Annotated in this window: 25 protein-coding genes; 8 read left to right on the forward strand and 17 right to left on the reverse strand. The window is 61.2% G+C overall.

Translation table 11 applies throughout. The annotated features are described in order from the left end of the window. Positions 1–52: 52 nt before the first annotated feature. Positions 53–580 carry a MarR family winged helix-turn-helix transcriptional regulator gene (locus RLEG4DRAFT_RS31990; RefSeq protein ID WP_003583034.1) on the reverse strand — a complete coding sequence of 176 codons (528 nt, stop codon included), beginning with the start codon at positions 578–580 and terminating at the stop codon, positions 53–55. A gap of 115 nt (positions 581–695) precedes the next feature. On the opposite strand from RLEG4DRAFT_RS31990, the gene RLEG4DRAFT_RS31995 reads away from it, so the two are divergent. Together RLEG4DRAFT_RS31995 and RLEG4DRAFT_RS32000 are read left to right on the forward strand one after the other, a co-directional pair. Continuing rightward, positions 696–2,234, forward strand: a complete 1,539-nt coding sequence (locus RLEG4DRAFT_RS31995; protein WP_003583036.1) for an MDR family MFS transporter — start codon at positions 696–698, stop codon at positions 2,232–2,234. Positions 2,235–2,614: 380 nt separating this feature from the next. Continuing rightward, positions 2,615–4,159: a M48 family metalloprotease gene (locus RLEG4DRAFT_RS32000; RefSeq protein WP_003583038.1), complete on the forward strand. Its 1,545-nt coding sequence runs from the start codon at positions 2,615–2,617 to the stop codon at positions 4,157–4,159. 50 nt (positions 4,160–4,209) lie between these two features. On the opposite strand, the gene RLEG4DRAFT_RS32005 is transcribed toward RLEG4DRAFT_RS32000, so the two are convergent. From RLEG4DRAFT_RS32005 to RLEG4DRAFT_RS32025, 5 genes are all read right to left on the reverse strand, one after another. Further along, positions 4,210–5,073 (reverse strand): RNA polymerase factor sigma-32, encoded by an 864-nt coding sequence (locus RLEG4DRAFT_RS32005; RefSeq protein WP_003567549.1) that lies wholly within the window; start codon positions 5,071–5,073, stop codon positions 4,210–4,212. A gap of 377 nt (positions 5,074–5,450) precedes the next feature. Further along, positions 5,451–6,023, reverse strand: a complete 573-nt coding sequence (locus RLEG4DRAFT_RS32010) for a CarD family transcriptional regulator (protein WP_003543775.1) — start codon at positions 6,021–6,023, stop codon at positions 5,451–5,453. Between the two features lie 394 nt (positions 6,024–6,417). Beyond that, positions 6,418–6,756 (reverse strand): ferredoxin FdxA, encoded by a 339-nt coding sequence (gene fdxA, locus RLEG4DRAFT_RS32015; protein ID WP_003567552.1) that lies wholly within the window; start codon positions 6,754–6,756, stop codon positions 6,418–6,420. 193 nt (positions 6,757–6,949) lie between these two features. Beyond that, a complete protein-coding gene (locus tag RLEG4DRAFT_RS32020) occupies positions 6,950–7,354 on the reverse strand; it encodes an RNA-binding S4 domain-containing protein (RefSeq protein ID WP_003583041.1) in 405 nt (134 codons plus the stop codon). 2 nt (positions 7,355–7,356) lie between these two features. Beyond that, a complete protein-coding gene (locus tag RLEG4DRAFT_RS32025; protein WP_037094956.1) occupies positions 7,357–10,602 on the reverse strand; it encodes a helicase-related protein in 3,246 nt (1,081 codons plus the stop codon). Between the two features lie 796 nt (positions 10,603–11,398). Between RLEG4DRAFT_RS32025 and RLEG4DRAFT_RS39495 the strand changes: the two genes are divergently transcribed. Together RLEG4DRAFT_RS39495 and RLEG4DRAFT_RS32030 are read left to right on the forward strand one after the other, a co-directional pair. Then, entirely contained in the window at positions 11,399–11,554 is a 156-nt protein-coding gene (locus tag RLEG4DRAFT_RS39495) for a DUF3309 family protein (protein WP_003543790.1), read from the forward strand. A gap of 27 nt (positions 11,555–11,581) precedes the next feature. Further along, positions 11,582–11,842: a YMGG-like glycine zipper-containing protein gene (locus RLEG4DRAFT_RS32030; RefSeq protein ID WP_003543792.1), complete on the forward strand. Its 261-nt coding sequence runs from the start codon at positions 11,582–11,584 to the stop codon at positions 11,840–11,842. A 144-nt stretch (positions 11,843–11,986) separates the two neighbouring features. Here RLEG4DRAFT_RS32030 and RLEG4DRAFT_RS32035 read toward each other — a convergent pair whose 3' ends face one another. Together RLEG4DRAFT_RS32035 and RLEG4DRAFT_RS32040 are read right to left on the reverse strand one after the other, a co-directional pair. After that, positions 11,987–12,712, reverse strand: coding sequence for a beta-ketoacyl-ACP reductase (locus tag RLEG4DRAFT_RS32035; protein WP_003583044.1), 726 nt, complete (start codon positions 12,710–12,712; stop codon positions 11,987–11,989). A 66-nt stretch (positions 12,713–12,778) separates the two neighbouring features. Then, positions 12,779–13,960: an acetyl-CoA C-acetyltransferase gene (locus tag RLEG4DRAFT_RS32040; protein WP_003583045.1), complete on the reverse strand. Its 1,182-nt coding sequence runs from the start codon at positions 13,958–13,960 to the stop codon at positions 12,779–12,781. Positions 13,961–14,200: 240 nt separating this feature from the next. Between RLEG4DRAFT_RS32040 and phaR the strand changes: the two genes are divergently transcribed. After that, positions 14,201–14,773: a polyhydroxyalkanoate synthesis repressor PhaR gene (phaR, locus tag RLEG4DRAFT_RS32045; RefSeq protein ID WP_003583046.1), complete on the forward strand. Its 573-nt coding sequence runs from the start codon at positions 14,201–14,203 to the stop codon at positions 14,771–14,773. Here the strand turns inward: phaR and RLEG4DRAFT_RS32050 are convergent. The 5 genes from RLEG4DRAFT_RS32050 to mtgA form a co-directional block, all read right to left on the reverse strand. Further along, the gene (locus RLEG4DRAFT_RS32050) at positions 14,768–15,175 is read right to left on the reverse strand and encodes a hypothetical protein (RefSeq protein WP_003567565.1); all 408 of its coding nucleotides are present in this window, start codon (positions 15,173–15,175) and stop codon (positions 14,768–14,770) included. The two genes, phaR and RLEG4DRAFT_RS32050, sit on opposite strands and share 6 nt — an antisense overlap. A gap of 144 nt (positions 15,176–15,319) precedes the next feature. Further along, positions 15,320–15,505 carry a 50S ribosomal protein L32 gene (gene rpmF, locus RLEG4DRAFT_RS32055; RefSeq protein WP_003543812.1) on the reverse strand — a complete coding sequence of 62 codons (186 nt, stop codon included), beginning with the start codon at positions 15,503–15,505 and terminating at the stop codon, positions 15,320–15,322. A 156-nt stretch (positions 15,506–15,661) separates the two neighbouring features. Beyond that, positions 15,662–16,309: a glutathione S-transferase family protein gene (locus RLEG4DRAFT_RS32060; RefSeq protein WP_003583047.1), complete on the reverse strand. Its 648-nt coding sequence runs from the start codon at positions 16,307–16,309 to the stop codon at positions 15,662–15,664. Positions 16,310–16,322: 13 nt separating this feature from the next. Next, entirely contained in the window at positions 16,323–17,045 is a 723-nt protein-coding gene (locus RLEG4DRAFT_RS32065; protein WP_003583048.1) for a DUF1868 domain-containing protein, read from the reverse strand. Between the two features lie 95 nt (positions 17,046–17,140). Next, a complete protein-coding gene (mtgA, locus tag RLEG4DRAFT_RS32070) occupies positions 17,141–17,878 on the reverse strand; it encodes a monofunctional biosynthetic peptidoglycan transglycosylase (protein ID WP_037094445.1) in 738 nt (245 codons plus the stop codon). Between the two features lie 134 nt (positions 17,879–18,012). On the opposite strand from mtgA, the gene RLEG4DRAFT_RS32075 reads away from it, so the two are divergent. Then, complete coding sequence (locus RLEG4DRAFT_RS32075) at positions 18,013–18,927, forward strand: polyprenyl synthetase family protein (RefSeq protein WP_003583050.1); 915 nt, start codon at positions 18,013–18,015, stop codon at positions 18,925–18,927. Between the two features lie 7 nt (positions 18,928–18,934). On the opposite strand, the gene hisC is transcribed toward RLEG4DRAFT_RS32075, so the two are convergent. From hisC to RLEG4DRAFT_RS32095, 4 genes are all read right to left on the reverse strand, one after another. Continuing rightward, positions 18,935–19,996, reverse strand: coding sequence for a histidinol-phosphate transaminase (gene hisC, locus RLEG4DRAFT_RS32080; RefSeq protein ID WP_003583051.1), 1,062 nt, complete (start codon positions 19,994–19,996; stop codon positions 18,935–18,937). A 10-nt stretch (positions 19,997–20,006) separates the two neighbouring features. Then, positions 20,007–21,257: a flavodoxin-dependent (E)-4-hydroxy-3-methylbut-2-enyl-diphosphate synthase gene (ispG, locus tag RLEG4DRAFT_RS32085; protein ID WP_003583052.1), complete on the reverse strand. Its 1,251-nt coding sequence runs from the start codon at positions 21,255–21,257 to the stop codon at positions 20,007–20,009. A 200-nt stretch (positions 21,258–21,457) separates the two neighbouring features. Then, positions 21,458–22,651, reverse strand: coding sequence for an MFS transporter (locus RLEG4DRAFT_RS32090; protein WP_003583054.1), 1,194 nt, complete (start codon positions 22,649–22,651; stop codon positions 21,458–21,460). A 64-nt stretch (positions 22,652–22,715) separates the two neighbouring features. Then, on the reverse strand, positions 22,716–23,492 hold the full coding sequence (locus RLEG4DRAFT_RS32095) for a DeoR/GlpR family DNA-binding transcription regulator (RefSeq protein ID WP_003583056.1): 777 nt from the start codon (positions 23,490–23,492) through the stop codon (positions 22,716–22,718). A 211-nt stretch (positions 23,493–23,703) separates the two neighbouring features. Here RLEG4DRAFT_RS32095 and RLEG4DRAFT_RS32100 point away from each other — a divergent pair, with 211 nt between their 5' ends. Further along, a complete protein-coding gene (locus RLEG4DRAFT_RS32100) occupies positions 23,704–24,573 on the forward strand; it encodes a DMT family transporter (RefSeq protein ID WP_003583058.1) in 870 nt (289 codons plus the stop codon). 154 nt (positions 24,574–24,727) lie between these two features. Continuing rightward, positions 24,728–25,501 carry an amino acid ABC transporter substrate-binding protein gene (locus tag RLEG4DRAFT_RS32105; protein WP_003583060.1) on the forward strand — a complete coding sequence of 258 codons (774 nt, stop codon included), beginning with the start codon at positions 24,728–24,730 and terminating at the stop codon, positions 25,499–25,501. The last annotated feature ends 31 nt before the right edge of the window (positions 25,502–25,532 follow it).

The following is a 25,532-nucleotide window of genomic DNA, read 5'->3' on the forward strand; positions in this document are numbered from 1 at the left end:
GATCGGCGCCTTTTGCTTTACAGTGCCGTGCCTCTTCTTTCAGGGTTACCCGCTAGCCCGGCGTGTCCTTGTCACGCGACTGGAAGACTGCCTCGTAACCGGCGATGAAACGCTCGAAGAGCATTGCGAAGCGATCGATATCCTCCTGCGGCCAGTCGGCGACGATCTCGGAGATGATCGCGAGTTTCTGCGCGTGAATCTCTGCAAGCAGATTCTGGCCGACCTCGGTCATGACGACGACAATCCGCCGCGCATCCGCCTGCGAAGCCTCGCGGCGCAGCACGTTGCGCCCGACCATCTCGGCCACCACCCGGCTTGCCCGTGACGGATCGATGCGCAGCATCTCGGCGATCATGCCGACCGTGACTTCGCCGGCACTCTGCGCCCTGCGCACGGCGTCGAGCACATCGAGATGCGAAAGTTCAAGGCCCGGCGCGGCACTCTGGATCGCCAGCCGGCCGATCAACCGCCGCCCGGTCATCAGTCGCATGCGCCCCATGCTCCGGCCGATGCGAGGCACGCTTTCGTCGTCCGGCTCGGCCGGGTTCTTCGAGAGGATCCTGTTCAAGGCTTCGTTCATGGCAGCACCATAACAGAGCGGAATCGGAAATTGAATATGCCGATGTCAATCATGTGCCATTGACAATTATATGCTGACAGCACATAAAAGACCATCCAACCGGAATGACGCCCCCATGGACATGCAACTCGCGCCTGCGCCGCTCGTGACGGATCCTCGTCGCCGGCTTATCCTCTTTTTCTTCCTGATGACGGCCATGTTCATGGCGACGCTGGACAATCAGATCGTTTCGACGGCGCTGCCGACGATCGTCGGCGAGTTCGGTCATCTCGAGCGTTTCGGCTGGATCGGCTCGGCCTATCTCCTGTCGTTGAGTGCCGTCATGCCGCTCTATGGCAAGCTCGGCGATCTCTTCGGCCGCAAATACGTGATGATGACGGCGATCATGATCTTCACCGTCGGCTCGGCGGTCTGCGGCCTTGCGGTCTCGATGAACACGCTGATCGCCGCCCGCCTGCTGCAGGGTCTTGGCGGCGGCGGCATCATGGTGTCGATCTTCGCCGTCAACGCCGATCTGTTCGAGCCGCGTGAACGGGCGCGCTACCAGAGCTATTCCAGCCTGGTGCTGATGGCGTCGGGCGCGATCGGTCCGGTGCTCGGCGGCACGATGAGCGACTTTTTCGGCTGGCGCTCGATCTTCCTCGTCAACGTGCCGATCGGCTTCATCGTGCTCACCGGTCTTGCCTTCATGCTGCCCTATCGCAAGCCGCATCGCCGCCCGAGGATCGATTATGCCGGTGCGCTGCTGCTCGCGCTGACGACGACCAGTATCGTGCTTGCCACCGACAGCAGCGAACTGTTCGGCGCATTGGTCTCGCCGCAGAGTATCGGCATCGTCGCCTTCGGCGTCGTCTGCGCCGTCACCTGGGTATTCGTCGAGCGCCGCGCCCTGGAGCCGATCGTGCCGCTGGAACTCTTTCGCAATTCGACCTTCAGCCTGCTGCTGGTGATCTCGATCATGGGCGGCGCCATCGCCATCGGCATGGTCAACTATCTCGCGCTCTTTCTGCAGACCACCACCGGCCTTTCGCCCTCTGCCGCCGGCCTTCTCTTCATCCTTCTGACGGGCGGCCTCGTCTGCGGATCGCTTTCCGCAGGCCGCATCATCTCCAAGACGGGCCGCTACAAGCCCTTCGCCATTGCAAGCCTGACCTGCAGCGCCATCGCCTTCGCACTGATGTCGCAGATCCATGCGGGAACGCCGATCGCTTTCATCGGCGCGATCATGATGCTGCATGGCATCGGCATCGGCCTTGCCCAGCAGGTTCCCGTCATCGGCGTGCAGAATGCAGCGCCCGCCCGCGACGTCGGCGCCGCCACCGGTTCGGTGACGCTGTCGCGCATGGGCGGCGCGTCGATCGCCATTTCCATCTATGGCGCGATCATCGCCTCTCAGCTTAACAAGGTCGGCGTCTCCATTCCCGGTGTCGCCGATATCGAGCAACTGACGCCGAAGATGATGGCTTCCCTTCCCGAAGCAAGCCGCCAGGCTGTCGCTGATATCTACGCCGCCGCCTTCTCGCCGCTGTTCATGACCGCCTGCGCCATCGCGGTGATCGGTCTTGTAGCCGCTGTCCTGCTGAAGCCTGTGCAACTGCCCCATGCCGGTGAGGCGAAGATGCGGCAACCGACGACGGCGAAAGCCGCGGAATAACGAATCGGGGTGGATACCTCATCAGAAGGCGTTTCCTCCGTGAGACAACTATCAAGGATTGCAATTTTCTCTCCCAACTGCCGCTGTCGGCTCGATTACTTCAATCGGCCCGTTCTTTTTCTGCGCCGTCGATGAATCTCCGCTTTCTGACGGAACTTTCGCCATAATTTCATCCGAGCGAAGGGAGGCCTCAATGAGCGAGGCTTGCCAAAATGCAACGGCGCCACATTTAAACAGAGTTTCGCTATGCAACCGATGCGTAAATCAGCTACAGCAAGGTGTATCGGCCGATTGTGCAGCGCGACATCAGGGGTGCGCACCTGTTGAAATCTCCTTGCCACGGTCGGTGCCAATCTGCGGCGAACCGGCAAAACAGCGACATGATGCGGAGAACCAGACTGGACAGCTTGACGACGTGGAAATCGCCCGCGCTTTCCAGTGATGCCTTCTCCGCGCCGCGGCGCTTCGCGCGTCGCCTGATGCTGCTTTCGGCCGTCGCAATGACGCTGAATGGCTGTCAAACGCTGATGGAGCAATCCTATCAGCCGAGCGTGTCGCCTTCTTCCAATCCGCAAATCGTCGACGAGGTGCAGAAGAACGACCCGCGCGCGGCGATGGGCGCCCGCGAACATCCGCGCATCGTCGCAAGCTACGGCGGCGAATACAAGGACGCCAGGACCGAGCGCCTCGTCGCCCGCATTGCCGGCGCGCTGACGGCGGTGTCGGAAAATCCGAGCCAGTCCTACCGCATCACCATCCTGAATTCACCGGCAATCAACGCCTTTGCGCTGCCGGGCGGTTATCTCTACGTCACCCGCGGCCTGCTGGCGCTCGCCAACGATGCCTCGGAGGTCGCAGCCGTGCTGTCGCACGAGATGGGCCACGTGACGGCCAATCATGGCATCGAGCGGCAGAAGCGTGAAGAGGCGGAGGTCATCGCCAGCCGCGTCGTCGCCGAGGTGCTCTCCAGCGATATCGCCGGCAAGCAGGCGCTGGCCCGCGGCAAACTGCGGCTCGCCGCCTTCTCCCGCCAGCAGGAACTGCAGGCCGACGTCATCGGCGTGCGCATGCTCGGCGAAGCCGGTTACGACCCCTACGCGGCTGCCCGTTTCCTCGATTCCATGGCGGCTTACAGCCGCTTCATGTCGGTCGATCCCGAAGCCGACCAGAGCCTCGACTTTCTGTCGAGCCACCCGAACTCCGCCCAGCGCATCGAGCTTGCCCGCACTCATGCGCGAGCCTTCGGCCAGGAAGGTTCGGTCGGCGACAAGGGCCGCGACTATTATCTCGACGGCATAGATGGCCTACTCTACGGCGACAGCCCGGAAGAAGGTTATGTGCGCGGCCAGACCTTCCTGCATGGCGGCCTCGGCATCCGCTTCGACGTGCCGCCGGATTTCCACATCGACAACAAGGTCGAAGCGGTGATGGCGACCGGCCCGAACGACATCGCCGTCCGCTTCGACGGCGTCGCCGACAATCAGAACCAGAGCCTCACCAACTATATTTCCAGCGGCTGGGTGACCGGCCTCGATCCGTCGACCATCCAGCCGATCACCATCAACGGCATGGAGGCGGCCACCGCGCGCGCCAGCGCCGACCGCTGGGATTTCGATGTCACGGTAATCCGCAACAACTCGCAGATCTTCCGTTTCCTGACCGCCGTGCCGAAAGGCAGCGACGCGCTCGAGCCGACGGCCAATGTCCTGCGCGCGAGTTTCCGACGGATGACGCCGGCCGAAGCTGCCTCGCTGAAGCCGCTGCGCATCCGCGTCGTCACCGTCCGGCCGGGTGAAAACATCTCGACGCTCGCCGCCCGCATGATGGGCACCGACCGCAAGCTCGATCTCTTCAAGCTCATCAATGCCCTGCCCACGGGTGCAGCCGTTTCACCCGGCGATCGCGTCAAGATCATCGCTGAATAAAAAAAGCCCGGCTCGCGCCGGGCAGCTGTGCTGCTGGAGGGAAATAATTTTCAGGCGTAGGCCGCCATATGCGGATCGGCGCTGACCAGCGCGCTGCGGAGCTTCTCCATCGCCCGGCTCTCGATCTGTCGCACACGTTCCTTGGAAATGCCGAGATCGGCGCCGAGTTCTTCGAGCGTGGCACCGTCTTCGGCCAGGCGCCGGGCGCTGATGATCTTCATCTCGCGTTCGTTCAGGTGTTTCAGCGCCGAGGCGAGCCAAATGCGGCGGCGCTCGCCATCGATCATGTTCGAAACCTGCTCGTCCGGCAGCGGATCATCGCTGACGAGGAAGTCCATCTTCTCTGCACTCTCGGCATCGCCGGAGACCGAAGGCGCCTGCAGCGAGGCGTCGTTGCCGGAAAGCCTGGCATCCATCGTCTGCACATCGGCGAGGCTGACGCCGAGCGCCGCGGCGATTTCCTGGTGAATGGACTGCAGCGTCAGCTGCGTGTCACCCTTGGCAAGCTTGGCGCGCAGACGACGCAGATTGAAGAACAGCGCCTTCTGCGCCGAACTCGTGCCGCCGCGCACGATCGACCAGTTGCGCAGGATATAATCCTGGATCGAAGCCCTGATCCACCAGCTTGCATAGGTGGAAAAACGCACGTCGCGTTCCGGCTCGAAGCGAGCGGCGGCCTCCAGGAGGCCGACATAGCCCTCCTGCACCAGATCGCTCATTGGCAGGCCGAAATTGCGGAACTTGCCGGCCATGGAGATGACGAGCCGCATATGAGCCATGGCGATCTGGTTGCGCGCACCACGATCATCGTGATCCTTCCAGCGGATGGCGAGATCGTGCTCTTCCTGACGGGCGAGATAGGGGGCGGCCATCGCGATCTTGATCATGCGCCGGTCTGCAGACATGTTCTTCATTTCGATCTCCTGAAACAGGCCTCTCGCCCTAAATTAACAATAAAACGCACCTTCCGGAACATCGCTGTCCGGACTGAATGGGGGTTCTGAATGCATAAAAGCCTCGCCCCTGGACTTTTCAGGGGGAGGCCCTAATTCTCATCATGTGCCGTTAAGACGGCCGGGCTGGACCTGTTTCTTCACGTTGCCGGATAGGCAATATTGAAAAGGCATGATCCGCTCCTCATCGAACATTGACGGAATAGCAGTTCGCCCGGCGAGGCACGTTGCCCGACGAGCAGTCCGCAATTACGTGTGTTAAACGCGGCACTCGGGAAAAAGTTCCAATAAAAAACCCGGCTTGCGCCGGGTTTTTTGATAGGGAAAACAGGGTCGCCTTAGGCGGCTTCGTCCTGCGAGTCGTCTTCTTCAATCGCCTTGCCGCGCTTCGGACCCTTGTTCAGATTGGTCTCGACGAGGCGGACGGCTTCGGTTTCCGACATCTTGTTGACGGCGGCGATTTCGCGCGCCATGCGGTCGAGTGCAGCCTCATAAAGCTGGCGCTCGGAATAGGACTGTTCAGGCTGATTCTCGGCACGATAGAGATCGCGCACGACTTCAGCGATGGAAATCAGGTCGCCGGAATTGATCTTGGCATCATATTCCTGGGCGCGGCGGGACCACATGGTGCGCTTGACGCGAGCCTTGCCCTGCACGACCTTCAATGCACGCTCGACGAAATCCGTTTCCGAAAGCTTGCGCATGCCGATGCTCATCGCCTTGGCGACCGGAACCTTCAGCCGCATCTTGTCCTTTTCGAAATCGATAACGAAAAGTTCGAGCTTCATGCCGGCAACTTCTTGCTCTTCGATAGCGGTGATGGTACCGACGCCGTGAGCGGGGTAGACGATCGATTCACCGGTCTTGAAGCCATGGCGTGCTGTGGAAGGCTTTTTCTGCTGAGTCGTCATTCTATTCAAAAACTCCCTGTTACGCTTCCGGCGGCGGCCGGAGCCGGGTCAGTCAGGCCCGGGTGAGACGGTAGTATCCGTCGGGTGACTTCACTCTGGTCCCATCGGGCAAAAGCAAAGAACTTCTTGCGCGCGAACTTGGGACCCGGCGCTCAAAGCGTTGATATGACACGGAAACCGCGTACGGATTGGTTTTGCTTTCGTGATGGTTTTGGGCATGCGTCATGCCACAAATGGAACAGTAGGCGAAACCTATCATAAAAATATGAGGAAATCAATAATTTGCTTCGCTTGAGTCATGCGGGCAACACATGTCACCCATATTCCTCACGCAGCTTTTAAAACGTTTCACCCCGCGGCCGCCCGAATCCGGCGACCGAATATGGCCGCCGCCTCAATCGCCGGAACCGGGTTTCTCGGAGAAATATTTCTCGAACTTTCCGGTCTCGCCATCCATTTCCTTGGCCTCAGGCAACGGATCCTTCTTGACCGTGATGTTCGGCCAGATGGTGGCATATTCGGTATTGATCTTCAGCCATTTGTCGAGGCCCGGCTCGGTATCGGGCTTGATGGCCTCGGCGGGACATTCAGGCTCGCAGACGCCGCAATCGATGCACTCGTCGGGATGGATGACGAGGAAATTCTCGCCTTCGTAGAAGCAGTCGACGGGGCAGACTTCCACGCAATCGGTGTATTTGCACTTGATGCAATTGTCGGTCACGACATAGGTCATGAAGAACTCCAGGATTCCATGCGGATGGGGCCGGGCAACCTGGAACGTCGCGCCTATCCCCGTGCCGGAGGAAAAGCGTGGGCAGGCTTGGGAGGCAAGCACGCTTCCGGCAGGTTGTCAGTGACGTATCGGCTTTAACGCCGGATTTCAAGGATAAACGATCTGCAAAAGCCGTCGGCGCAGGCAGAGTTTTCTAATCCTCGTCCGACATCAGCCTGTCGATCGCGCGTCGTTCCTTTTTCGTCGGACGGCCGGTGCCGGTCGCCCGGATCGCCTGCTCGTAGGGGGTGAGGCGTTTTGCCTCATCGGGCGACGGCGACAGGTCCTCGTAGAGCAGGCGGGCCTCCTCATAAGGCCCTCGCCGCTCGCCGGCGAGGCGCATGACGAGAACGACATCGCGCCGCTCCAGCGTCAGCTCGATACGGTCGCCCGGCTTGACCATCTGGCTCGGATGATTGCAGCGCTCGCCGTTGATGCGCACATGGCCCGATTGGACATGGGTTTGTGCCAGCGAGCGCGACTTCACCATGCGCGCGAAGAACAGCCACTTGTCGATGCGCTGGCGCGTACCGCTTGTCGGCTGTGTCTCCCCGCCCATGATTACTTCTTCATCTGCTCCTTGAGAGCTGCGAGCTTGGCGAAAGGTGAATCCGGATCGATCGGCTTCTCCTTGCGCGGCGGCTTGGCCTCGAAGCGCAGCGGCTGCGAAGCGCCGCGGTTGTTGTTGCGATCGTTGCGGTCATTTCGCTCGCCGCGATCCTTGCGGTCCTGCCGGTCGCCGCGTGGCTGGTCGCCCCGCGGCTGGTTGTTGCGGTCGCCTCTTGCCTGCTGCGGCCGGCCGCCATCGCGATTGCCGCCATCCTTGCCGCGGTTGTGACGATTATTGTCGCGGCCTTCGCCGCCGCGATTGCCTTCGCCGCCTTCACCGCCGCCCGGCCGGCGATTGCGGTCGCCGCGTTCCTGGTTCTGACCGCGCTCCTGGCCCTGGCCGCTACGGCGTTCGCCATGGCCGCCGCGCGCCTGGCGCTGATTGTCGTTGCGGCCGCCGAGACGCCACAGCAGAACCGGCTTCGGCTCCACCGGCTCGCCGGCTTCCCCGGAAGCGGAGGCCGCTTCCTCAGGCGCGGATGCCGCTTCCGTGGGAGCGGAGGCTTCATCGGCAGCAGGTGTCTCGATCGCTTCGGCCGCAGCGGCGGTTTCCACCGCTTCCGCCACGGGCGTTTCGACATCAGCCGAAGCCGACTCGGTCGCGGATGGCTCGGCGGCAGTTTCCTCAGCCGCGCCGTCGGCATCGTCGTGATCGGCCTTTTCGGCTGTCTCGTCGGCAGGCGTTTCTGCGGTGGCTGCCGGCGTGGAAATCGCATCCTGGGTCGCAAGATGTGCCGATGCCTCTTCCGCCTTTACGGCATCGGCGCGATAGCCGAGACCTTTGAGGATTTCTTCCATGTCCTCGAGCGTCGCACCGAGGATCGACAGCATTGCCGTCGTCGTCGTGAAGCGGCGGCCGTCATAGGCGCCCTCCGGGCGGTTGTTCTGACCGGGCTTCCACTGCAGCAGCGGCCTGATGATATCGGCAAGTCGTTCGAGGATGTCGATGCGCACGGCCCGCTTGCCGAGGAAACGGAACCCGGCGAGCTTGTAGAACATCCGCTCATAGCTCGGATCGGTGACGACGGAGGTGCGGCCGGCGGCAAGCACCGGAATGAGATCGCCGTAGCCCGGCTTGTCCAAACCGTCGTTCTTCAGCGCCCAGAGCAGCGTGATGAGTTCGGCCGGCGCCGGCTTCAGAAGGGCCGGAACGAAAATATGATAGGCGCCGAAACGCACGCCATAGCGGCGCATCGAGGCGCGGGCCTCCTGGTCGAGCGACTTGACTTCCTCGGTCACGTCACGGCGGAACAGCACGCCGAGATTCTCGACGAGCTGGAAAGCCAGCCCCTTGGCCAGACCCTGCAGGTCCTCGGCGCGCGATAGATCATCGAGCGGCTTCAGCACGGTGCTGATATGATGATTGACGAAGCGCTCGACACGGGCGGCGACATGATCGCGAGCATTGCCCGTCAGCTGCTCGTCGGCCAGCAGTATCACCCGCGGACGCATGATGTGATCGCTGCCCGAAAGCCGCGCCACCGGGTCGCCGATCCAACGGATCAACCCATCCGAACCGATCGCCAGGTCGCTGTTGCCGGCGGCATGGATCCGCGCCGCACGGGCCTCGAATTCGAGCGCGAGCGCTTTCTGCGACGCAGCCTGAACCGCCTTGGCATCCGGTCCGTCCGTTCCCGCCACCTGCGTGAAACGGAATCCGCTCAATTGCCCTACATGATGTCCTTCAACGAAGACATCGCCATTCACACTGATTTCAGCTTCCAGCATCGCATTCTCTCTCAGGCGCTTCATGAGCACAGATGTCCTGCGATCAACAAAGCGTTTCGTCAACCTTTCATGTAACGCGTCGGACAATCGATCTTCGATTTCCCGCGTCTTTTCCTGCCAGTGTGTCGGATCGGCAAGCCAACCAGGCCGATTCGAAACGTAGGTCCAGGTTCTTATCTGCGCGATTCGCGCCGAAAGCGTGTCAATTTCCCCATCTGTCCGATCGGAGCGATGAACCTGTTCCGCGAGAAACTGCTCGTTCACCGTGCCATAGCGGACGAGATCGGAAAAGAGGGTCGAGATAAGATCGGCATGTTGTGCTGGGGTGATACGCCGATAGTCGGGAAGCGCGCAAGCCTCCCAGAGTTTTTCGACGCGGGCCGGCCTGTCGGCAAGGCCGATAACCTCGGGATAACGCGAAAGCTGTTCCAGCGCCTGCTGGTCTACCGCAGGCAGCGCCCGTGTCAGCCCCGGCACGCGCGGCCCCGCCTCGAGGCTGGCGCGCAGCGATGCGATCGAGGAGAAGTCCATTTCGGTCGTGCGCCACTGCAAAACCTTGACGTTGTCGAACTCGTGTCCCTCGATGCGCTGCACCAGCTCCTCGTCGAAGGGCGAAACCTGTCCGGTGACGCCGAAGGTACCGTCGCGCACGTGCCGCCCGGCGCGCCCGGCGATCTGGCCGAGTTCACCGGGATTGAGATTGCGGAACTGGTAGCCGTCGAATTTCCGGTCCTGGGCGAAGGCGACGTGGTCGACATCGAGGTTGAGGCCCATGCCGATCGCATCGGTCGCCACCAGATATTCGACATCGCCAGCCTGATAAAGCGCCACCTGCGCGTTGCGGGTGCGGGGGCTGAGCGCGCCGAGCACGACTGCGGCGCCGCCGCGCTGCCGGCGGATGAGCTCGGCGATGGCATAGACCTCATCGGCCGAGAAGGCGACGATGGCCGAGCGCTGCGGCAGCCGGGTGATCTTCTTCTGACCGGCATAGAAAAGATGCGAAAGCCGCGGCCGCTCGACGACAGTGATGCCGGGCAGGAGCTGCTGCAGGATCGGCTGCATCGTCGCAGCACCCAGCAGCAACGTTTCCTCGCGGCCGCGAAGATGCAGGATGCGGTCGGTGAAGATATGGCCGCGCTCGAGATCGCCGGCGAGCTGCACCTCGTCGATTGCGACGAAGGCGGCCTTGGTCTCACGCGGCATCGCCTCGACGGTGCAGACCGAAAAACGCGCATTGGGCGGCGAAATCTTTTCCTCGCCGGTGACCAGCGCCACATTCTGCGCGCCGACCTTCTCCACCACCCGCGTATAGACCTCGCGCGCCAGCAGCCTGAGCGGCAGGCCGATCACGCCGGTCCCGTGCGCGACCATGCGCTCGATGGCATAATGGGTCTTACCGGTATTGGTTGGCCCAAGCACCGCGGTCACGCCGCGCCCGCTCAGTATCATCGGCTGCGAAGTCAGAGTCATGGTCCATGCAAATGAGGCGGGCAGCCCCAAGGAAAAGAATGCTTCGCTAATGGAAGCCAGAGAACACATGGACAGCCGCCGCCGCAAACGCAAGGGAAGATTTCAAAATGCTTCCGGGATTACGACCTTTGCGAGTCATCCGGAACGCTCCTATCTCCGATTCGGAACAGCGTGAGAACGAATCAGCGACGAATCGCTGACTCCCGATGATTCAGCTTTTGTTCACGGCTAAGTATTGATTTTGAATCACTTTTTCCCACTAGATGCTGAATCGCCGGACTCCCTCCGCTTGGCACTTTCGTCGCTTCCCGTCAGACATTTCCTCCGGCCGCGAACAATCAAAAATTGCGCCCGAAATTAACCTCTCGACCAAAGCCGGAACGAATCGGCGACGAATCGCTGACCGTATCGTTTTCGCCTTTCGTTCACGGCCACATCTGGTGGCGAAATTTAGTCGATGCGCTAGATGCGGATCGCCGATCCGGCTCCCCGTTCTGACCTGTCGCATCGGCGTTAATCTTTCGGAAGCCGGATTCAGAAGCCGTTAAGCCGGGATAGTCGCTGGCGGCGCGCCGATCAAAAACGGAACGAATCGCTGACGAATCGGCGACATCGGGACCTTCTTGCTTTGTTCACCGCAACATGTTGTATTTAAACGTCTTTTTAACCATACGCACAGGTTTCCGGTCGGGTCGGGGTGGGGGTGCGTCACATTTCCTGGCTTAACCGGGAACAAAAATCGCCAATGCGTGTTTCTCGTCCATTCAAATTGCCGATGAAATGAAGGAAACACACCATGCTTGGCACAATACTTCTTGTTATCCTCATTCTGCTCTTGATCGGAGCCTTGCCGAATTGGGGTTATAGCCGTGGCTGGGGCTATGGACCTTCTGGCGGTTTGGGGCTAGTTCTCGTGATTATCATTATCCTTGTACTCATGGGCCGCATCTAAAGGCCAACAAACCTGGGGAGTTACGACATGATGAAGAAGATTGTTCTTATTGGTGCGCTCGTCGGCGCCCTGGCATCCTGCACAGCGACCGAGCAGGGCACGGCGATCGGCGCCGGCACCGGTGCGGTCATCGGCGGTGCCGTCACCAACAGCTGGGGTGGTGCCGCCGTCGGCGCCGTTGCCGGCGGTCTGACCGGCGCTCTCATCGGCCAGTCGGTCGAACGCCGCGGCTACTGCGTCTACCGCGACCGCTACGGCCGCCGCTACGAGGCTCGTTGCCGCTACTGATCGGCAAAAGCATATCGGACTTCCCAACGGGCGCTTCGGCGCCCGTTTTTCTTGCTGCCGCTCCGTCATAGTCCGAGGCATGAATAAGCAAGGGCGCGTCCAATCGGGCGCGCCCTTGCTTATTATCGATTCCGATTTTTAGGACTAGACGAAGAACTGCCCGCCATTGGCCGTCAGCGTCGAACCGGTGATGAAGCCGGCATCGTCGGAGGCGAGGAAGGTGACGCAGCGCGCGATCTCTTCAGGCTCGCCGAGACGACCGACGGGAATCTGCGGAATGATCCGTTCGTTCAGCACCTTCTCCGGCACGGCGAGCACCATCTCGGTGCCGATATAACCGGGGCAGATGGCGTTGACGGTGATGTTCTTGGCCGCCCCTTCCTGGGCCAGCGCCTTGGTGAAGCCGAGATCGCCGGCTTTGGCCGCCGAATAGTTCGCCTGACCCATCTGGCCCTTCTGGCCATTGATCGACGAGATATTGACGATGCGGCCGAAGCTGCGGTCGCGCATCCCGGTCCAGACCTGATGCGTCATGTTGAACAGGCCGGTGAGGTTGGTATTGATCACCTCGTGCCATTGCTGCGGCGTCATCTTGTGGAACATCGCGTCGCGGGTGATGCCGGCATTGTTGACCAGCACTTCGACCGGCCCGATCTCGCTTTCGATCCTGGAGACCCCCTCGCCGCAGGCAGCGTAATCCGAAACATCCCATTTGAACACCGCGATGCCGGTGACGTCGTGGAAGGCATTGGCTTTCTCATCGTTGCCGGCATAATTGGCGGCAACCTTGTACCCGGCGTTTTTCAACGCCACAGATATTGCCGCACCGATGCCGCGTGTACCCCCAGTGACCAAAGCCACTCTGCTCATGTTCCGCTCCCTTTTTGTGTCCGCCCGCCGTGGCAGGATTTCAATCAATGACGGATCGTATGCTGTTTAAAGTGCTTCGAAGCACATCGCGACACCCATGCCGCCGCCGATGCAAAGCGTGGCAAGACCCTTCTTGGCACCGCGGCGCTTCATTTCGAACAGCAGCGTGTTGAGGATGCGCGCGCCGGAAGCGCCGATCGGATGGCCGATCGCGATCGCCCCGCCATTGACGTTGACGATCGACGGATCCCAGCCGAGATCCTTGGTGACGGCACAGGCCTGCGCCGCAAACGCCTCGTTGGCTTCGACGAGATCGAGATCGCCGACCGACCAGCCGGCCTTTTCAAGCGCCTTGCGCGACGCCGGGATCGGGCCGGTGCCCATGATCGAGGGATCGACGCCCGCCGTTGCCCAGGACACGATGCGGGCGAGCGGCTGGATGCCGCGCCGGACCGCTTCTGCTTCGCTCATCAGCACGGCTGCGGCCGCGCCGTCATTGAGGCCGGAGGCATTCGCGGCCGTAACCGTGCCTTCCTTGTCGAAGGCCGGGCGCAGTTTGCCCATCGCCTCCAGCGTGGCGCCGTGGCGGATATATTCGTCGGCATCGACGGTAACGTCGCCCTTACGCGTCTCAATGACGTAGGGGATGATCTCGTCGGCAAAACGGCCGGCCTTCTGCGCCGCCTCCGCCTTGTTCTGCGAGGCGACGGCGAACTGATCCTGGTCGTCGCGCGAAAGCTGCCACTGACGCGCGACATTCTCGGCGGTGACGCCCATGTGATAGCCGAGGAAGGCATCGGTCAGGCCGTCCTTGATCATCGTGTCGATCATCTTCATGTCGCCCATCTTGGTGCCACCGCGCAGATGCGCGGCATGCGGCGCCATCGACATGGATTCCTGGCCGCCGGCAACGATGATCTTGGCATCGCCGGTAGCGATCTGCTGCATGCCGAGCGCGACGGCGCGCAGGCCGGAGCCGCAGAGCTGGTTGACGCCCCAGGCCGTCGCCTCCTTCGGAATGCCGCCTTTTATCGCCGCCTGGCGAGCCGGGTTCTGGCCCTCGCCGGCAGCGAGCACCTGGCCGAGGATCACCTCGTCCACTTCGCCGGCATCGACGCCAGCGCGCGCGAGCGCCCCCTTGATGACGGCCGCGCCGAGCTCATGCGCGGGGACCGTTGCGAATGCGCCGTTGAACGAGCCGACAGCCGTTCGACCTGCGCTGGCGATGACGATGGATGAATTGCTCATGGGGGACGCTCCTCGTTTTCGTCTCACTTACATAAGAGGAAACTGTCAAAGCTTGGAGCGCAAGTCAAACGCGAAGACCGGCCGCCGTCATTTTTCGGCCCGAGCCGGCGAAAGCCCGATTCATCTGCTCTGTGAAAGGTTTGCCGCATCGCACAAAGAGATTGTCACCGGCCTTCTTTTGCGTTTACAGTCTGAAGTGGAGGAATATCCATAATTCAGACGGGGGTCCAGGAGACTGATATGGCGAAGCATGAGGGTCAGATTGTCATCAAGAAATACGCCAATCGCCGGCTATACAATACAGGCACCAGCACCTACGTCACGCTGGAAGACCTGGCGGAGATGGTGAAGAAGGGCGAAGAATTTACCGTCCAGGATGCAAAAAGCGGAGATGACATCACTCATTCGGTGCTGACCCAGATCATCTTCGAGCAGGAATCGAAGACCGGCAACACCTTGCTCCCGATCTCCTTCCTGCGTCAGCTTATCACCTATTACGGCGACCAGATGCAGATGGTCGTGCCGAGCTTTCTCGAACATTCGATGCGCGCCTTCAGCGAACAGCAGTCCCAGATGCGCGAGCAGGTGAACCGCGCCTTCGGCGAAACACCGCTCGGCAAGAACCTGCAGTTGCCGATGCAGATGGTCGAGGACCAGGTTCGCCGCAATACCGAGCTGTTTCAGCAGGCGATGCAGATGTTCTCGCCCTTCATGACCCCGCCTGCCAAGGAAAGCCGCAAGGCCGAGGCCAAGGATATCGACGAACTGAAGGAACAGCTCCGCGCCCTTCAGAACAAGCTCGACAACCTATAATCCGATCGAGACATCCCGCCCGGCGCTCCGGATCGACACGGCAAACCCGCCGATGACATCGATCAGAGCGATCGTCATCAAAATGAAGAAGACCTGCGTCGCAGCATCCCGGACGAGCAGAAACTCGACCAGGAAAGCGATGAAAACCAGCATTGACAATATGTGGTTGATGAGGTTGCCGGGACCCGTTCTGGTCGCTTTCAGGATTTCGAAGAACAGCACGACAAGCGCTATGACGATGAAAAGATCGCCGAGCGCCATGCTCCAGATCGCGCCCGAGATCATCGACAATACGATGACATCATGCTGCAGCGCCGGAATACCGCCATCGCCCATCAGGCCCAGCATCGCCAGATTGTAGAGAACGAACGGGATAATCATCAGCGGCATTGCGGCTATCATCGGCAATCTCCTTGGCGGCTGGAAGAATACTGCCGCAAAGCATTGCCCCACTGCAAGTCATTGCAAATATTATATCGCCTAATATGAAAAGGCCGGCTTGACGCCGGCCTTGAAACTTTCGATCGGACAAGCCGAAATCGGAAATTATGCGCTTTCCTTCGGCGTCAGAACCTGACGGCCGCGATACATGCCGGTCTTCAGGTCGATATGATGCGGGCGGCGCAGTTCGCCGGAGTTCTTGTCTTCGACATAGGTCGGAGCCTTCAGCGCGTCAGCCGAACGGCGCATACCGCGCTTGGACGGGCTTGTTTTTCTCTTCGGTACAGCCATTTCTCTTACTCCACTTGCGGGCAAAACATTCCGACGGCCAGACTGGCGGCCGAAACGGACATGTCGCGATTTCGGAAATTTTGCGCGCTTATACATGCACGGGGCGGCCTTGACCAGTCCCTATGCATATTTTTTGACACGCCGATGATTCCGACCTCAGACTTCGTCTTCCGGCACGATCCAACGTTCGGCGCGCGCCGCCTCTTCCCATTTCCGCCAGGCCGGATGCGCCTTCATGGTCTGCATATAGGCAAGCGTATCGCTTCGGTTGACCAGGTCATAGATCTCGAACCGATTGACGACGGGCGCAAACATCGCATCCGCCCCGCTGAACGCCCCGAAGAGAAACGGCCCGCCGGATTGCTGCAGGAGATCGCGCCAGATCGTCTCGATGCGGCCGACATCCGCCTCGACGCCATCAGGCAATGAGATCCTGGCCTTCGGCCGGCGCATATTCATCGGGCAGGCGCTGCGCAGAGCCCGGAAGCTCGAGAGCATTTCCATCGAAACCGAACGGGCAAGCGCCCGCTGGGCGCGATCTGCAGGCAGAAGCCCGACGTCGGGATAAATCTCGGCGGCATATTCGATGATCGCCAGCGATTCCCAGATCTTCAATGCGCCATGCTGCAGAAGCGGCACTCGCCCGGTCGGAGAGACGGCCTTGATGTTGGGATTGCCGGCCGCGTCGTCGAAGGGGATCAGGACCTCCTCGAAATCGATGCCGAGGCCCGTCAGCGCCATCCAGGGCCGGAACGACCAGGAGGAGTAGTTCTTGTTGGCGATATAGAGCGTCGGTCTGTCCATGGGCTTCTCCCGTTCAGGCGTCGAAATCGAAAATCAGCAATTCGTGGAAATGGTTCATGTCCTCGAAGACGCAAAATGCCGGCGGCGTCAGCTCGAAAATAGGGGCCTTGCGGCGGATATCCTCGGCAACGTCGTCGAGCATCGCCTGCCAACGTGGCAGGGCTTCGTCCTCCAGCCGCTCGATCGGATAGGAGAAGGTCATGTGAAACTTGTAATCCTCATGGTTCGGCTGGCGATAACCGAGGAGATCGGCAAAGGCGTCGCGCCAGGCGCGCATGATCCTGCGGTCGTTCTCCGTCGCCCCGTCGACGAGCAGCCCCGAAGGGCGAGCTTCGACGATGGCGACCTTGAAGGGGGCGGCCATCGAAAAACCTTCGAGCCGCGCCGCCATCAGCTCGGTCATGTCGTCGATCGGCGTCTCGAGCGGAAGATCGCCCGGCCAGCAATCCTGCCGGCGCCGGGTGTCGATGAGCCCTTCGAAGAGCGTCATGTGAAGGCTGGTTATCGGCGTGAACAGGAACTGCGCAGCTTCGGGCATTGCCAGATATGTCTCCCGCGCCTCGATCAGCACCGCCTGCGTCCGCGATCCCTTCTCGACATGGCAGACGATGGTATTGCCGGCTTCCGGCAGGAAGCCGCCGACCTTGCGATAGCGGCTGCCGAGATGGGCGGGCGGGGTCGGATTGTGCGTCTTCGAATAGAAGAGAAGCTCGGGAGAAAACATCGTGACGGTCATGGGCGACTCAGGGGTTCTGATTGGACTGCACGGCCCATATGGCAGAACCAAGAATGTCAGATGACGCTTGAGGCTACCAACGACAAGTTCTGATCTCAGTCATAGATGCATTTGATGTAATCGCCCGAACCCTGTGCCCGCCGCTCGATCACGCCGGCAAGCCGGCGAAGGCCGCGTCCCGGCTTGCCGGCATTGCGATCGATCGGGTTCGGCAGCGAGACCGCAAGCAGCGACGCCTGGCGCCGCGTCAGCTTCGAGGCCGGCACCTTGAAATGATGCTGGGCCGCCGCCTCGATGCCGTAAATGCCCGGGCCCCATTCGGCGATGTTGAGATAGATTTCCATCAGCCGCCGCTTCGACAGCACGAAATCCGTGGAAACAGCAAGCGGAAGCTCCATCGCCTTGCGCACGAAGGAACGGCCGTTCCAGAGAAAGAGGTTCTTTGCCGTCTGCATCGGGATAGTGCTGCCGCCTCGGGTCGCCTGGCCTTTCAGCGTATCCTCGACCAGCATGCGCATCTCGGCCCAGTCGACGCCGCCGTGGAAGCAATATTGCCCATCCTCGGACATCATCACCGACTGCACCAGAACCGGGGCGACGTCATCGAGCGACACCCACCTGCGGTCATAGCCGCGCAACAGCACGAGATCGCGCAGCATCAGCGTCGAGACCGGGTGTATGAAGGGCACCAGGTAGAAGAAGATCATCGCATAGGGAAGGATTACCAAGGCCAGCACGGCAAGGACAATGCGTTTCAGCACACGCCGGTCTCCAAACCATCGCCGCTCGGCCGGCGCGTCGACGCTGTCCCCTATCTCTGGCGCTATATCCAATGTCCCCAGCCCGATTTCGCTCCTGTCGTTCTCATAACGCCTGTGGGCCGCTTATGCCAGAGTGCGTGGCGAATCTTGCTGCGCCATCGACAATTCCGTTGCAAGCTCGTGGGCGCTCATGCCAAACAGCGCCCATGGATGCGAACCTGGACACTTTCGAGACGAGGCTGAAGAACAACGCCCGCGAGATCGAGGCGCTGCTCGACGCATTGCTTTTACCGACCCCCCTCTCCGACGAGATCGTCAGGCCCGAGACCTTGCGCAGCGCCATGCACTATGCCGTGCTGAACGGCGGCAAGCGGCTGCGCCCGTTCCTGGTCGTCGAAAGCGCTGCCCTCCTCGGCGGTGACGCCGAGGCGGCCCTTCGCGTCGGCGCCGCGCTTGAATGCGTCCACTGCTATTCGCTCGTGCATGACGATCTGCCGGCCATGGACGATGATGATCTGCGCCGCGGCAAACCGACGGTTCACATCAAATTCGATGAAGCGACGGCGATCCTCGCAGGCGACAGCCTGCTGACCTACGCCTTCGACATCATCGCCGCGCCGGAAACCGCCCTTCCCGACACCAGCAAGGCGTCGCTTGTGCTGGCTCTTGCCCGCGCAGCCGGTCTCGGCGGCATGGCCGGCGGCCAGGCGCTCGATCTCGCGGCGGAAAGACAGGCCCCGGACGAAGCCGGCATCATCCGCCTGCAGGCGATGAAGACCGGGGCGCTGATCCGCTTTGCCTGCGAAGCCGGCGCCGTCATCTCGGCAAGCCCGCCGGAAGATCGCCGCCGCCTGCGCGCCTTCGGCGAAAAGATCGGCCTTGCCTTCCAGCTCGCCGACGACATTCTCGACCTGACCTCGGATGCGGTGACCATGGGCAAGGCAACCGGCAAGGATGCGGCCCGCGGCAAGGGAACGCTTGTTGCCCTGCACGGCAGGGAATGGGCCGAGAGTGAGCTCCGCCGGCATGTCCGCGACGCCGAGGCACTGCTTGCCCCCTACGGCGCCCGCGCCTCGATCCTCACCGCAGCGGCGCAGTTCATCGCCGACCGGAAGAGTTGACCGCAGGTCAGGCTACCAGGATCTCCTTGAGAGCAGAAACCAGACGGGCGCATTCCTCATCCGTGCCGATGCTGATGCGCAGGAAATCCGAAATGCGTGGCTTGGCGAACTGGCGGACGAGAACACCACGTTCCCTGAGAGCTGTTAGAAGCTTTGCGCCCGAACGGCTGTCATGCCTTGCGAAAACGAAATTCGCCTGAGAGGGCAGCACCTCGAAATCCAGCGCTTCGAGTTCCTGGACGAGCGCGTCCCGGCTGGCGATCAGCTTCTTACGGCATGTCTCGAACCATGCTTCGTCCTTGATCGCCGCCGTCGCGGCGACCTGCGCCAGGCGATCGAGCGGATAGGAGTTGAAGCTGTCCTTGACGCGCACCAACGCCTCGATCAGTTCCCGCTGCCCTAGCGCAAAACCGACGCGCAGGCCCGCAAGGGAGCGGGATTTCGACAGGGTCTGAATGACAAGCAGATTGGGATATTTGGAAATGAGCGGGATGGCGCTGTCACCGCCGAAATCGACATAGGCCTCGTCGATCACCACGACCGCATCTGGATGGGCCGCCACCAGCGCCTCTATGTCGGCAAGCGGCAGGCCGATACCGGTCGGTGCGTTCGGATTGGGAATGATGATGGCGCCGCACGGCCTGTCGTAATCCGCCAGCCGAATCCGGAAACGATCATCGACAGGAACCTCGATCGCTTCGATGTCGTATAGCAGGCTATAGGTCGGATAGAAACTATAGGTGACATCGGGATAGAGAAGCGGCCGCTGATGTTTCAGCAGCGCCTGAAACGCATGCGCAAGAACCTCGTCGGAGCCGTTGCCGACAAAGACTTCGTCCACCGCCAGACCGTGGCGGGCCGCGATCGTCTCACGCAATTCCGTCGCCGCCGGGTCGGGATAGAGCCGCAGACGATCGTCCGCCGCCTGCCTGATCGCCTCCAGCGCCTTCGGGGAGGGCCCATAGGGGTTCTCGTTGGTGTTGAGCTTGACCAGGCCGGGAATACGGGGTTGCTCCCCGGCGACATAGGGCCGAAGCTCGCTGACGATATCAGACCAGTACCGGCTCATTCGAGGGCCTTCATTCCGCCGCCGTCCGCTGGCCGAAGCGCTTCTCGATATAATCGACGACGAGCGCCTCGAAGTCGGCGGCGATATTGGCGCCGCGCAAGGTCAGCGCCTTCTTGCCGTCGATGAAAACGGGGGCGGCCGGTGTCTCGCCGGTGCCGGGAAGCGAAATGCCGATATCGGCATGTTTGCTTTCGCCCGGCCCGTTGACGATGCAGCCCATGACGGCGACGTTCAGCGCCTCGACACCGGGATATTTCTCGCGCCAGACCGGCATGTTCTTGCGGATGTCGTTCTGGATGTTCTGGGCCAATTCCTGGAAGACCGTCGACGTCGTGCGCCCACAGCCGGGACAGGCGGCAACGACGGGTATGAACTGGCGAAAACCCATGACCTGCAGGATTTCCTGCGCCACCTGGACTTCGCGCGTCCGGTCGCCGTTCGGCTCCGGCGTCAGCGACACGCGGATCGTATCGCCGATGCCATGCTGCAGCACGAAGCCCGTCGCCGCCGACGAGGCGACGATGCCCTTGGTGCCCATGCCGGCTTCGGTCAGGCCGAGATGCAAGGCATGATTGGAGCGCTCGGCGAGCATGGAATTGACGGCGATCAGGTCCTGGACCTGGCTGACCTTGGCCGACAGGATGATGCGGTTGCGCGGCAGGCCGATCTCTTCGGCAAGGGCTGCCGAAAGCAGCGCCGACTGCACGATCGCCTCGCGCGTCACCTGCCGGGCCGAAAGCGGCGAACCGGCTGCGGCATTCTCATCCATCAGCGCAGTCAGCAGATCCTGATCGAGCGAGCCCCAGTTGACGCCGATGCGCACCGGCTTGTCATAGCGGATCGCCATCTCGATGATCTCGGCGAACTGCTTGTCCTTCTTGTCCTTGAAGCCGACATTGCCGGGATTGATGCGATATTTCGCCAGCGCTGCGGCACAATCTGGATGATCGGCAAGCAGCTTGTGGCCGATATAATGGAAATCGCCGATCAGCGGCACGTCCATACCGAGCCGCAGCAGCCGCTCGCGGATCTTCGGCACGGCGGCGGCACTCTCGTCGCGGTCGACGGTGATGCGCACCAGCTCCGAGCCCGCCCGATGGAGGGCTGCGACCTGAGCGACGGTCGAATCGATATCGGCCGTATCGGTGTTGGTCATCGATTGCACGACGACCGGCGCCCCGCCGCCGACGATGACGCCGCCGACATCGACGGCAACGGACGCGCGGCGCGGTTTCGGATCAAAATCGGCAGCTGAAGACATGAAGAGTTCTTGCACCCCTAAAGCATGTCGCGCAAAAGTGTGTGAGCGGTTTTGCGATAACGACATCCGTAAAACAAAGACCTAAAGCGCGAGGAGCCAATCTGAAAGATTGCGACGCGCATTAGAAACAGTGCCTTTCAGGTGGATCATGACCGCTTTCTTGTCAACCGCCCCTAATATCACTTTTGTTGGCAGGCGGCTCAATGGCCGCCCCCGGAGACTCCGTCGGCATAGTGCGCCAGTTTGGAGAACAGGAGAACGACGAGCAGCAGCACCGGCAGCGCCATGAAGACCGCCGCAAAGCCGACATGCTCGGCGACGAAGCCGATCAGGGACGGCGCAACCAGCATGCCGGAATAGCCCATGGTCGTGACGACGGAGATGCCGATGCCGGGCTTGAGGCCGGGAATATTGCCCGCCGCCGAGAAGGCGATCGGCACCATGTTGGAAATGCCGATGCCGCAAAAGGCAAAACCGAGGATGGCGATCTCGGCATTGGGCGCCAGGCCGGCAAGCAGCATGCCGACGATGGCAAACAAGGTGCAGATCCTGAGCGTTTTGACGCCACCGAGACGATCGCGCACCAGGTCGCCGGCAAAACGCATGATTGCCATCGTCGCCGAAAAGGCAGCAAAACCAAGACCGGACAGCGCCACGGAGGCATCCATTTCCTGGCGCAGATAGAGCGCGCCCCAGTCGAGAACCGCGCCTTCCGGCACCATGGAAAACAAGGCCATCAATCCGAGCAGCCACGGCAGCGGCACCATCGGCAACCTTGTCTTTTCCTTCTTGGTGTCGGGATGCGGCGGATCGGCCAGGATCATCGGCCAGGCGACGGCGAGGAAGATCGCCGCCAGCACCGTCGCCAGTTCGGCATGGCCGAGAATGCCGAGCTTGGAGATCACGATGCCGCCGAGACCCGAGCCGATCAGGCCGCCGAGGCTCCAGAAAGCGTGGCAGGACGACATGATGGAGCGGCGCATGGATTTTTCGACCGACACCGCATTGGCATTCATCGCCACATCCATGGCGCCGATGAAACCGCCGAACAGGAAGAGCGCGATTGCCCCGGTGATGACATTCGGCGCGAGCGTCAATGCCAGGAGCAGCGGCAACACGCAGACAGCCAGCACCTGAACGACGATGCGCGAGCCGTGTTTGGCAATCTGGGCGCCGGCGATCGGCATCATCACCAGCGAGCCGACGCCGAAGACCAGGATCATCAGCCCAAGCTCGAACTTGGAGAGCGCCAGACGCTCGGCAAAATCCGGGATCTTCGGCGCCCAGCAGCCGACGACGAAACCGTTCATGAGAAAGAGCAGGGAAACCGCCGCCCTGCTTCTGGTAATGAAGCCGCTTCGAGCTGCCGGCGGCGCATTCACATGACTATCCATTTCTCGGTCTTTCCTCATTGCCGGACCTGCACGCCCGGTTTCCCTAAACTCGATGACGAGGGTCTCAGTTCGTTTTCTCGGCGACAACAGTCCTGCATCCGCGCTCGCGGTAATCGGCGAGAACCGCCGGATCCGCATCGTGCTCGACGACCAGGCATTCGCAATGGGCGACCGGCAGAATGCTATGGGGGGCGGCAGTGCCGAATTTCTCCGAGGTTGCCGCCACCAAGACTTTTCTGCTTCTCGACGCCGCATACCGCTTGAACTCGGCATCTTCGAAACCGAACACGGTGATGCCGGCCTCGAGATCGACGCCGCAGGCGCCGAGAACGCAGAGATCGGGCGAAATCTGCTCCATATCCCGGAGAGCCTTGGCGCCGAGCGCACCGCCCGTCTGCCGGTCCACCATGCCGCCGATCAGGATGACGTTGACGGCGGGCTTGTCGATCAGCGCTGCGGCAATCGCCGGCGCATTCGTCGCGGCCGTCAATTCGAGTTCGGCCGGCAAGGCGTCGGCGATCGCCAGATTGGTGCTGCCGGCATCGAAGAACACACACGAACCGGCGGAAATCTGTTTTGCCGCGGCGCGCGCCAGCGCCTGTTTCCGGTCAGCGGCAAAACCGATGCGCTGGGTCAGGCTTCCATGCGCCGGCGAGACCGGCAAAGCGCCGCCATAGACCCGCTCGCAGAGCCCTGCCGCCGCCATTTCGCGCAAGTCGCGCCGCACCGTATCCTCGGAGACGCCGAATTCGAGCGCGAGTTCCGCCGCCAGCACGCGGCCGTTCACCCGCAGCCTTTCCGAAATCACGCCCTGGCGTTCCCGCAACAAGAAATCCTGCATGTTCCTACCGGCTCAACATCTCAAACATAAGAAACGTGCATAAACGCTGATGATCGTGCAGACAATATGCATGTTCACACGTTTTCTGACGTTGTGAAACAAAGCACCACCACCAGAGTGAAATATAAGCCTGTTGACCGGTTCGAAGGCCGGGATTATCGATCGGACATTCTCGATTCCCGCCGGCAATCCGCCATCTGGTGCATCTCCCGTGAAAAACTCCGTCAGCCTGGGCATTCTGCTCACGAGCGCCGCCTACATGGCGTTCACCTTCCATGACGCGATCATCAAGATCCTGACCTCAACTATTCCGGTCTGGCAGATCCTGTTTTTCCGCAGTCTGACGATCCTGCTCGGTTGTCTCGCTTTTGGCCGCGGCAAGCTCGTCCAGCAAACGATAAGATCGCCGATCATCAAGCCGATGATCGCCCGCAGCATCCTTCTGCTCTCGGCCTGGCTTTCCTATTATTCCGCCGCAAGCCGCCTGCAGCTGGCCGAGGTGACGACGCTCTATTACGCCGCACCCGTCGTCGGCACCCTGCTTGCATGGCTCATCTTGAAGGAGGAGGTCACGCCGGCGCGCTGGCTTGCCGTCGGCGTCGGTTTCATCGGCGTGCTCATCGCCTGCAACCCGATCGGTCTTGCCATTTCCTGGCCGGTCTATCTGGCGCTGCAGGCGGCCGTTCTCTGGGCCTCCGCCATGGTGCTGCTGCGCAAGACCTCGCTGCATGAGAAGACCATCGTCCAACTTACCGTTTCCAACATCTTCTTTCTTGTCATGACCGGCGTTGCCGTTCTCTACACTTGGAAGACCCCCGATATGGCGCAGCTGGCGCTTCTCATTGCCACCGGCGTCGTCGCCGGCTCGGCGCAGTTCGCCCTCTTCGAAGGCATGCGCCGGGCGCCCGTCTCCGTGCTTGCGCCATTCGAATATACGTCTCTCGTCTGGGCCTTCCTCCTCGGCTATCTGATCTGGGCCGATATCCCCACGCATAATGTCATCGCCGGCGCATGCATGATTCTCGGCGCCGGCTTGATCATCATCGTCAGCGAAAGGCTGCGCCGCCGTATCGCTGTGTGATGGGTCTTTTCCAGGGGATCCACGGTTCAACCGACCGCTTGAGAAAAATATTTGCGCTTGCTGCTTTTATTCGCAGTTTTCTTCGCTTCCGCCGCCCTAGTTTTCTGCGAACTATGCCGCATCCGATGATAACCTCCCAAGGATGGATAGAACAATGAACTGGTTGAAAACCGTCGCCGCTGCCGCCCTCATTCAGGCCGCAGCCCTGCTGCCTGCCCATGCCGGCGAAAACCTCGCCGCCATCAAATCGGCCGGCGTCTTCAAGATCGGCACTGAAGGCACCTACGCCCCCTTCACCTATCATGACGAAAGCGGCAAGCTCGTCGGCTTCGACGTTGAGATCGGCGAAGCCATCGCCGCCAAGCTCGGCGTCAAGGCCGAGTTCGTCGAGGGCAAGTGGGATGGCCTGATCGCCGGTCTCGACGCCAAGCGATACGACACCGTCATCAACCAGGTCGGCATCACCGAAGCGCGCAAGCAGAAATATGATTTCTCCGAACCCTATATCGCCTCTAAAGCCGTGCTGATCGTCCGCGACGGCGACGACAGCATCAAGACTTTCGCCGACCTCAAAGGCAAGAAATCAGCCCAGTCGCTGACCAGCAACTTCGGCAAAATCGCAACCGAAGCCGGCGCCGAACTCGTCGGCACCGACGGTTTCGACCAGTCGATCCAACTGGTGCTGACCAAGCGCGCTGATGCCACGATCAACGACAGTCTCTCCTTCCTCGATTTCAAGAAGCACAAGCCGGACGCGCCGGTGAAGATCGCCGCCGAGCAGGAAAATGCCGATTACTCCGGCGTCATCATCCGCAAGAACGAACCTGAACTGCTGGAAGCGATCAACAAGGCGCTCGCCGACATCAAGGCCGACGGCACTTACAAGAAGATCGCCGACAAGTATTTCGGCCAGGACGTTTCGAAGTAAGCTCCTTTCGAAAAAGTCCCCTCCTCAACCC

Source organism: Rhizobium leguminosarum bv. trifolii WSM2297 (assembly GCF_000271845.1).

What these genes read in the sequence shown, in the direction of transcription:
- phaR (WP_003583046.1), top strand. Translation starts at nt 14,201, where the DNA reads ATGGCGAAGCATGAGGGTCAGATTGTCATCAAGAAATACGCCAATCGC.
- RLEG4DRAFT_RS32000 (WP_003583038.1), top strand. Translation starts at nt 2,615, where the DNA reads ATGATGCGGAGAACCAGACTGGACAGCTTGACGACGTGGAAATCGCCC.
- RLEG4DRAFT_RS32075 (WP_003583050.1), top strand. Translation starts at nt 18,013, where the DNA reads ATGGATGCGAACCTGGACACTTTCGAGACGAGGCTGAAGAACAACGCC.
- RLEG4DRAFT_RS32090 (WP_003583054.1), bottom strand. Translation starts at nt 22,651, where the DNA reads ATGGATAGTCATGTGAATGCGCCGCCGGCAGCTCGAAGCGGCTTCATT.
- ispG (WP_003583052.1), bottom strand. Translation starts at nt 21,257, where the DNA reads ATGTCTTCAGCTGCCGATTTTGATCCGAAACCGCGCCGCGCGTCCGTT.
- RLEG4DRAFT_RS32095 (WP_003583056.1), bottom strand. Translation starts at nt 23,492, where the DNA reads ATGCAGGATTTCTTGTTGCGGGAACGCCAGGGCGTGATTTCGGAAAGG.
- RLEG4DRAFT_RS31995 (WP_003583036.1), top strand. Translation starts at nt 696, where the DNA reads ATGGACATGCAACTCGCGCCTGCGCCGCTCGTGACGGATCCTCGTCGC.
- RLEG4DRAFT_RS32060 (WP_003583047.1), bottom strand. Translation starts at nt 16,309, where the DNA reads ATGGACAGACCGACGCTCTATATCGCCAACAAGAACTACTCCTCCTGG.
- RLEG4DRAFT_RS32020 (WP_003583041.1), bottom strand. Translation starts at nt 7,354, where the DNA reads ATGGGCGGGGAGACACAGCCGACAAGCGGTACGCGCCAGCGCATCGAC.
- rpmF (WP_003543812.1), bottom strand. Translation starts at nt 15,505, where the DNA reads ATGGCTGTACCGAAGAGAAAAACAAGCCCGTCCAAGCGCGGTATGCGC.
- fdxA (WP_003567552.1), bottom strand. Translation starts at nt 6,756, where the DNA reads ATGACCTATGTCGTGACCGACAATTGCATCAAGTGCAAATACACCGAT.
- hisC (WP_003583051.1), bottom strand. Translation starts at nt 19,996, where the DNA reads ATGAGCCGGTACTGGTCTGATATCGTCAGCGAGCTTCGGCCCTATGTC.
- RLEG4DRAFT_RS32065 (WP_003583048.1), bottom strand. Translation starts at nt 17,045, where the DNA reads ATGACCGTCACGATGTTTTCTCCCGAGCTTCTCTTCTATTCGAAGACG.
- RLEG4DRAFT_RS32050 (WP_003567565.1), bottom strand. Translation starts at nt 15,175, where the DNA reads ATGATAGCCGCAATGCCGCTGATGATTATCCCGTTCGTTCTCTACAAT.
- RLEG4DRAFT_RS39495 (WP_003543790.1), top strand. Translation starts at nt 11,399, where the DNA reads ATGCTTGGCACAATACTTCTTGTTATCCTCATTCTGCTCTTGATCGGA.
- RLEG4DRAFT_RS32010 (WP_003543775.1), bottom strand. Translation starts at nt 6,023, where the DNA reads ATGACGACTCAGCAGAAAAAGCCTTCCACAGCACGCCATGGCTTCAAG.
- RLEG4DRAFT_RS32030 (WP_003543792.1), top strand. Translation starts at nt 11,582, where the DNA reads ATGATGAAGAAGATTGTTCTTATTGGTGCGCTCGTCGGCGCCCTGGCA.
- RLEG4DRAFT_RS32025 (WP_037094956.1), bottom strand. Translation starts at nt 10,602, where the DNA reads ATGACTCTGACTTCGCAGCCGATGATACTGAGCGGGCGCGGCGTGACC.
- RLEG4DRAFT_RS32035 (WP_003583044.1), bottom strand. Translation starts at nt 12,712, where the DNA reads ATGAGCAGAGTGGCTTTGGTCACTGGGGGTACACGCGGCATCGGTGCG.
- RLEG4DRAFT_RS32040 (WP_003583045.1), bottom strand. Translation starts at nt 13,960, where the DNA reads ATGAGCAATTCATCCATCGTCATCGCCAGCGCAGGTCGAACGGCTGTC.
- RLEG4DRAFT_RS31990 (WP_003583034.1), bottom strand. Translation starts at nt 580, where the DNA reads ATGAACGAAGCCTTGAACAGGATCCTCTCGAAGAACCCGGCCGAGCCG.
- RLEG4DRAFT_RS32105 (WP_003583060.1), top strand. Translation starts at nt 24,728, where the DNA reads ATGAACTGGTTGAAAACCGTCGCCGCTGCCGCCCTCATTCAGGCCGCA.
- RLEG4DRAFT_RS32005 (WP_003567549.1), bottom strand. Translation starts at nt 5,073, where the DNA reads ATGAAGAACATGTCTGCAGACCGGCGCATGATCAAGATCGCGATGGCC.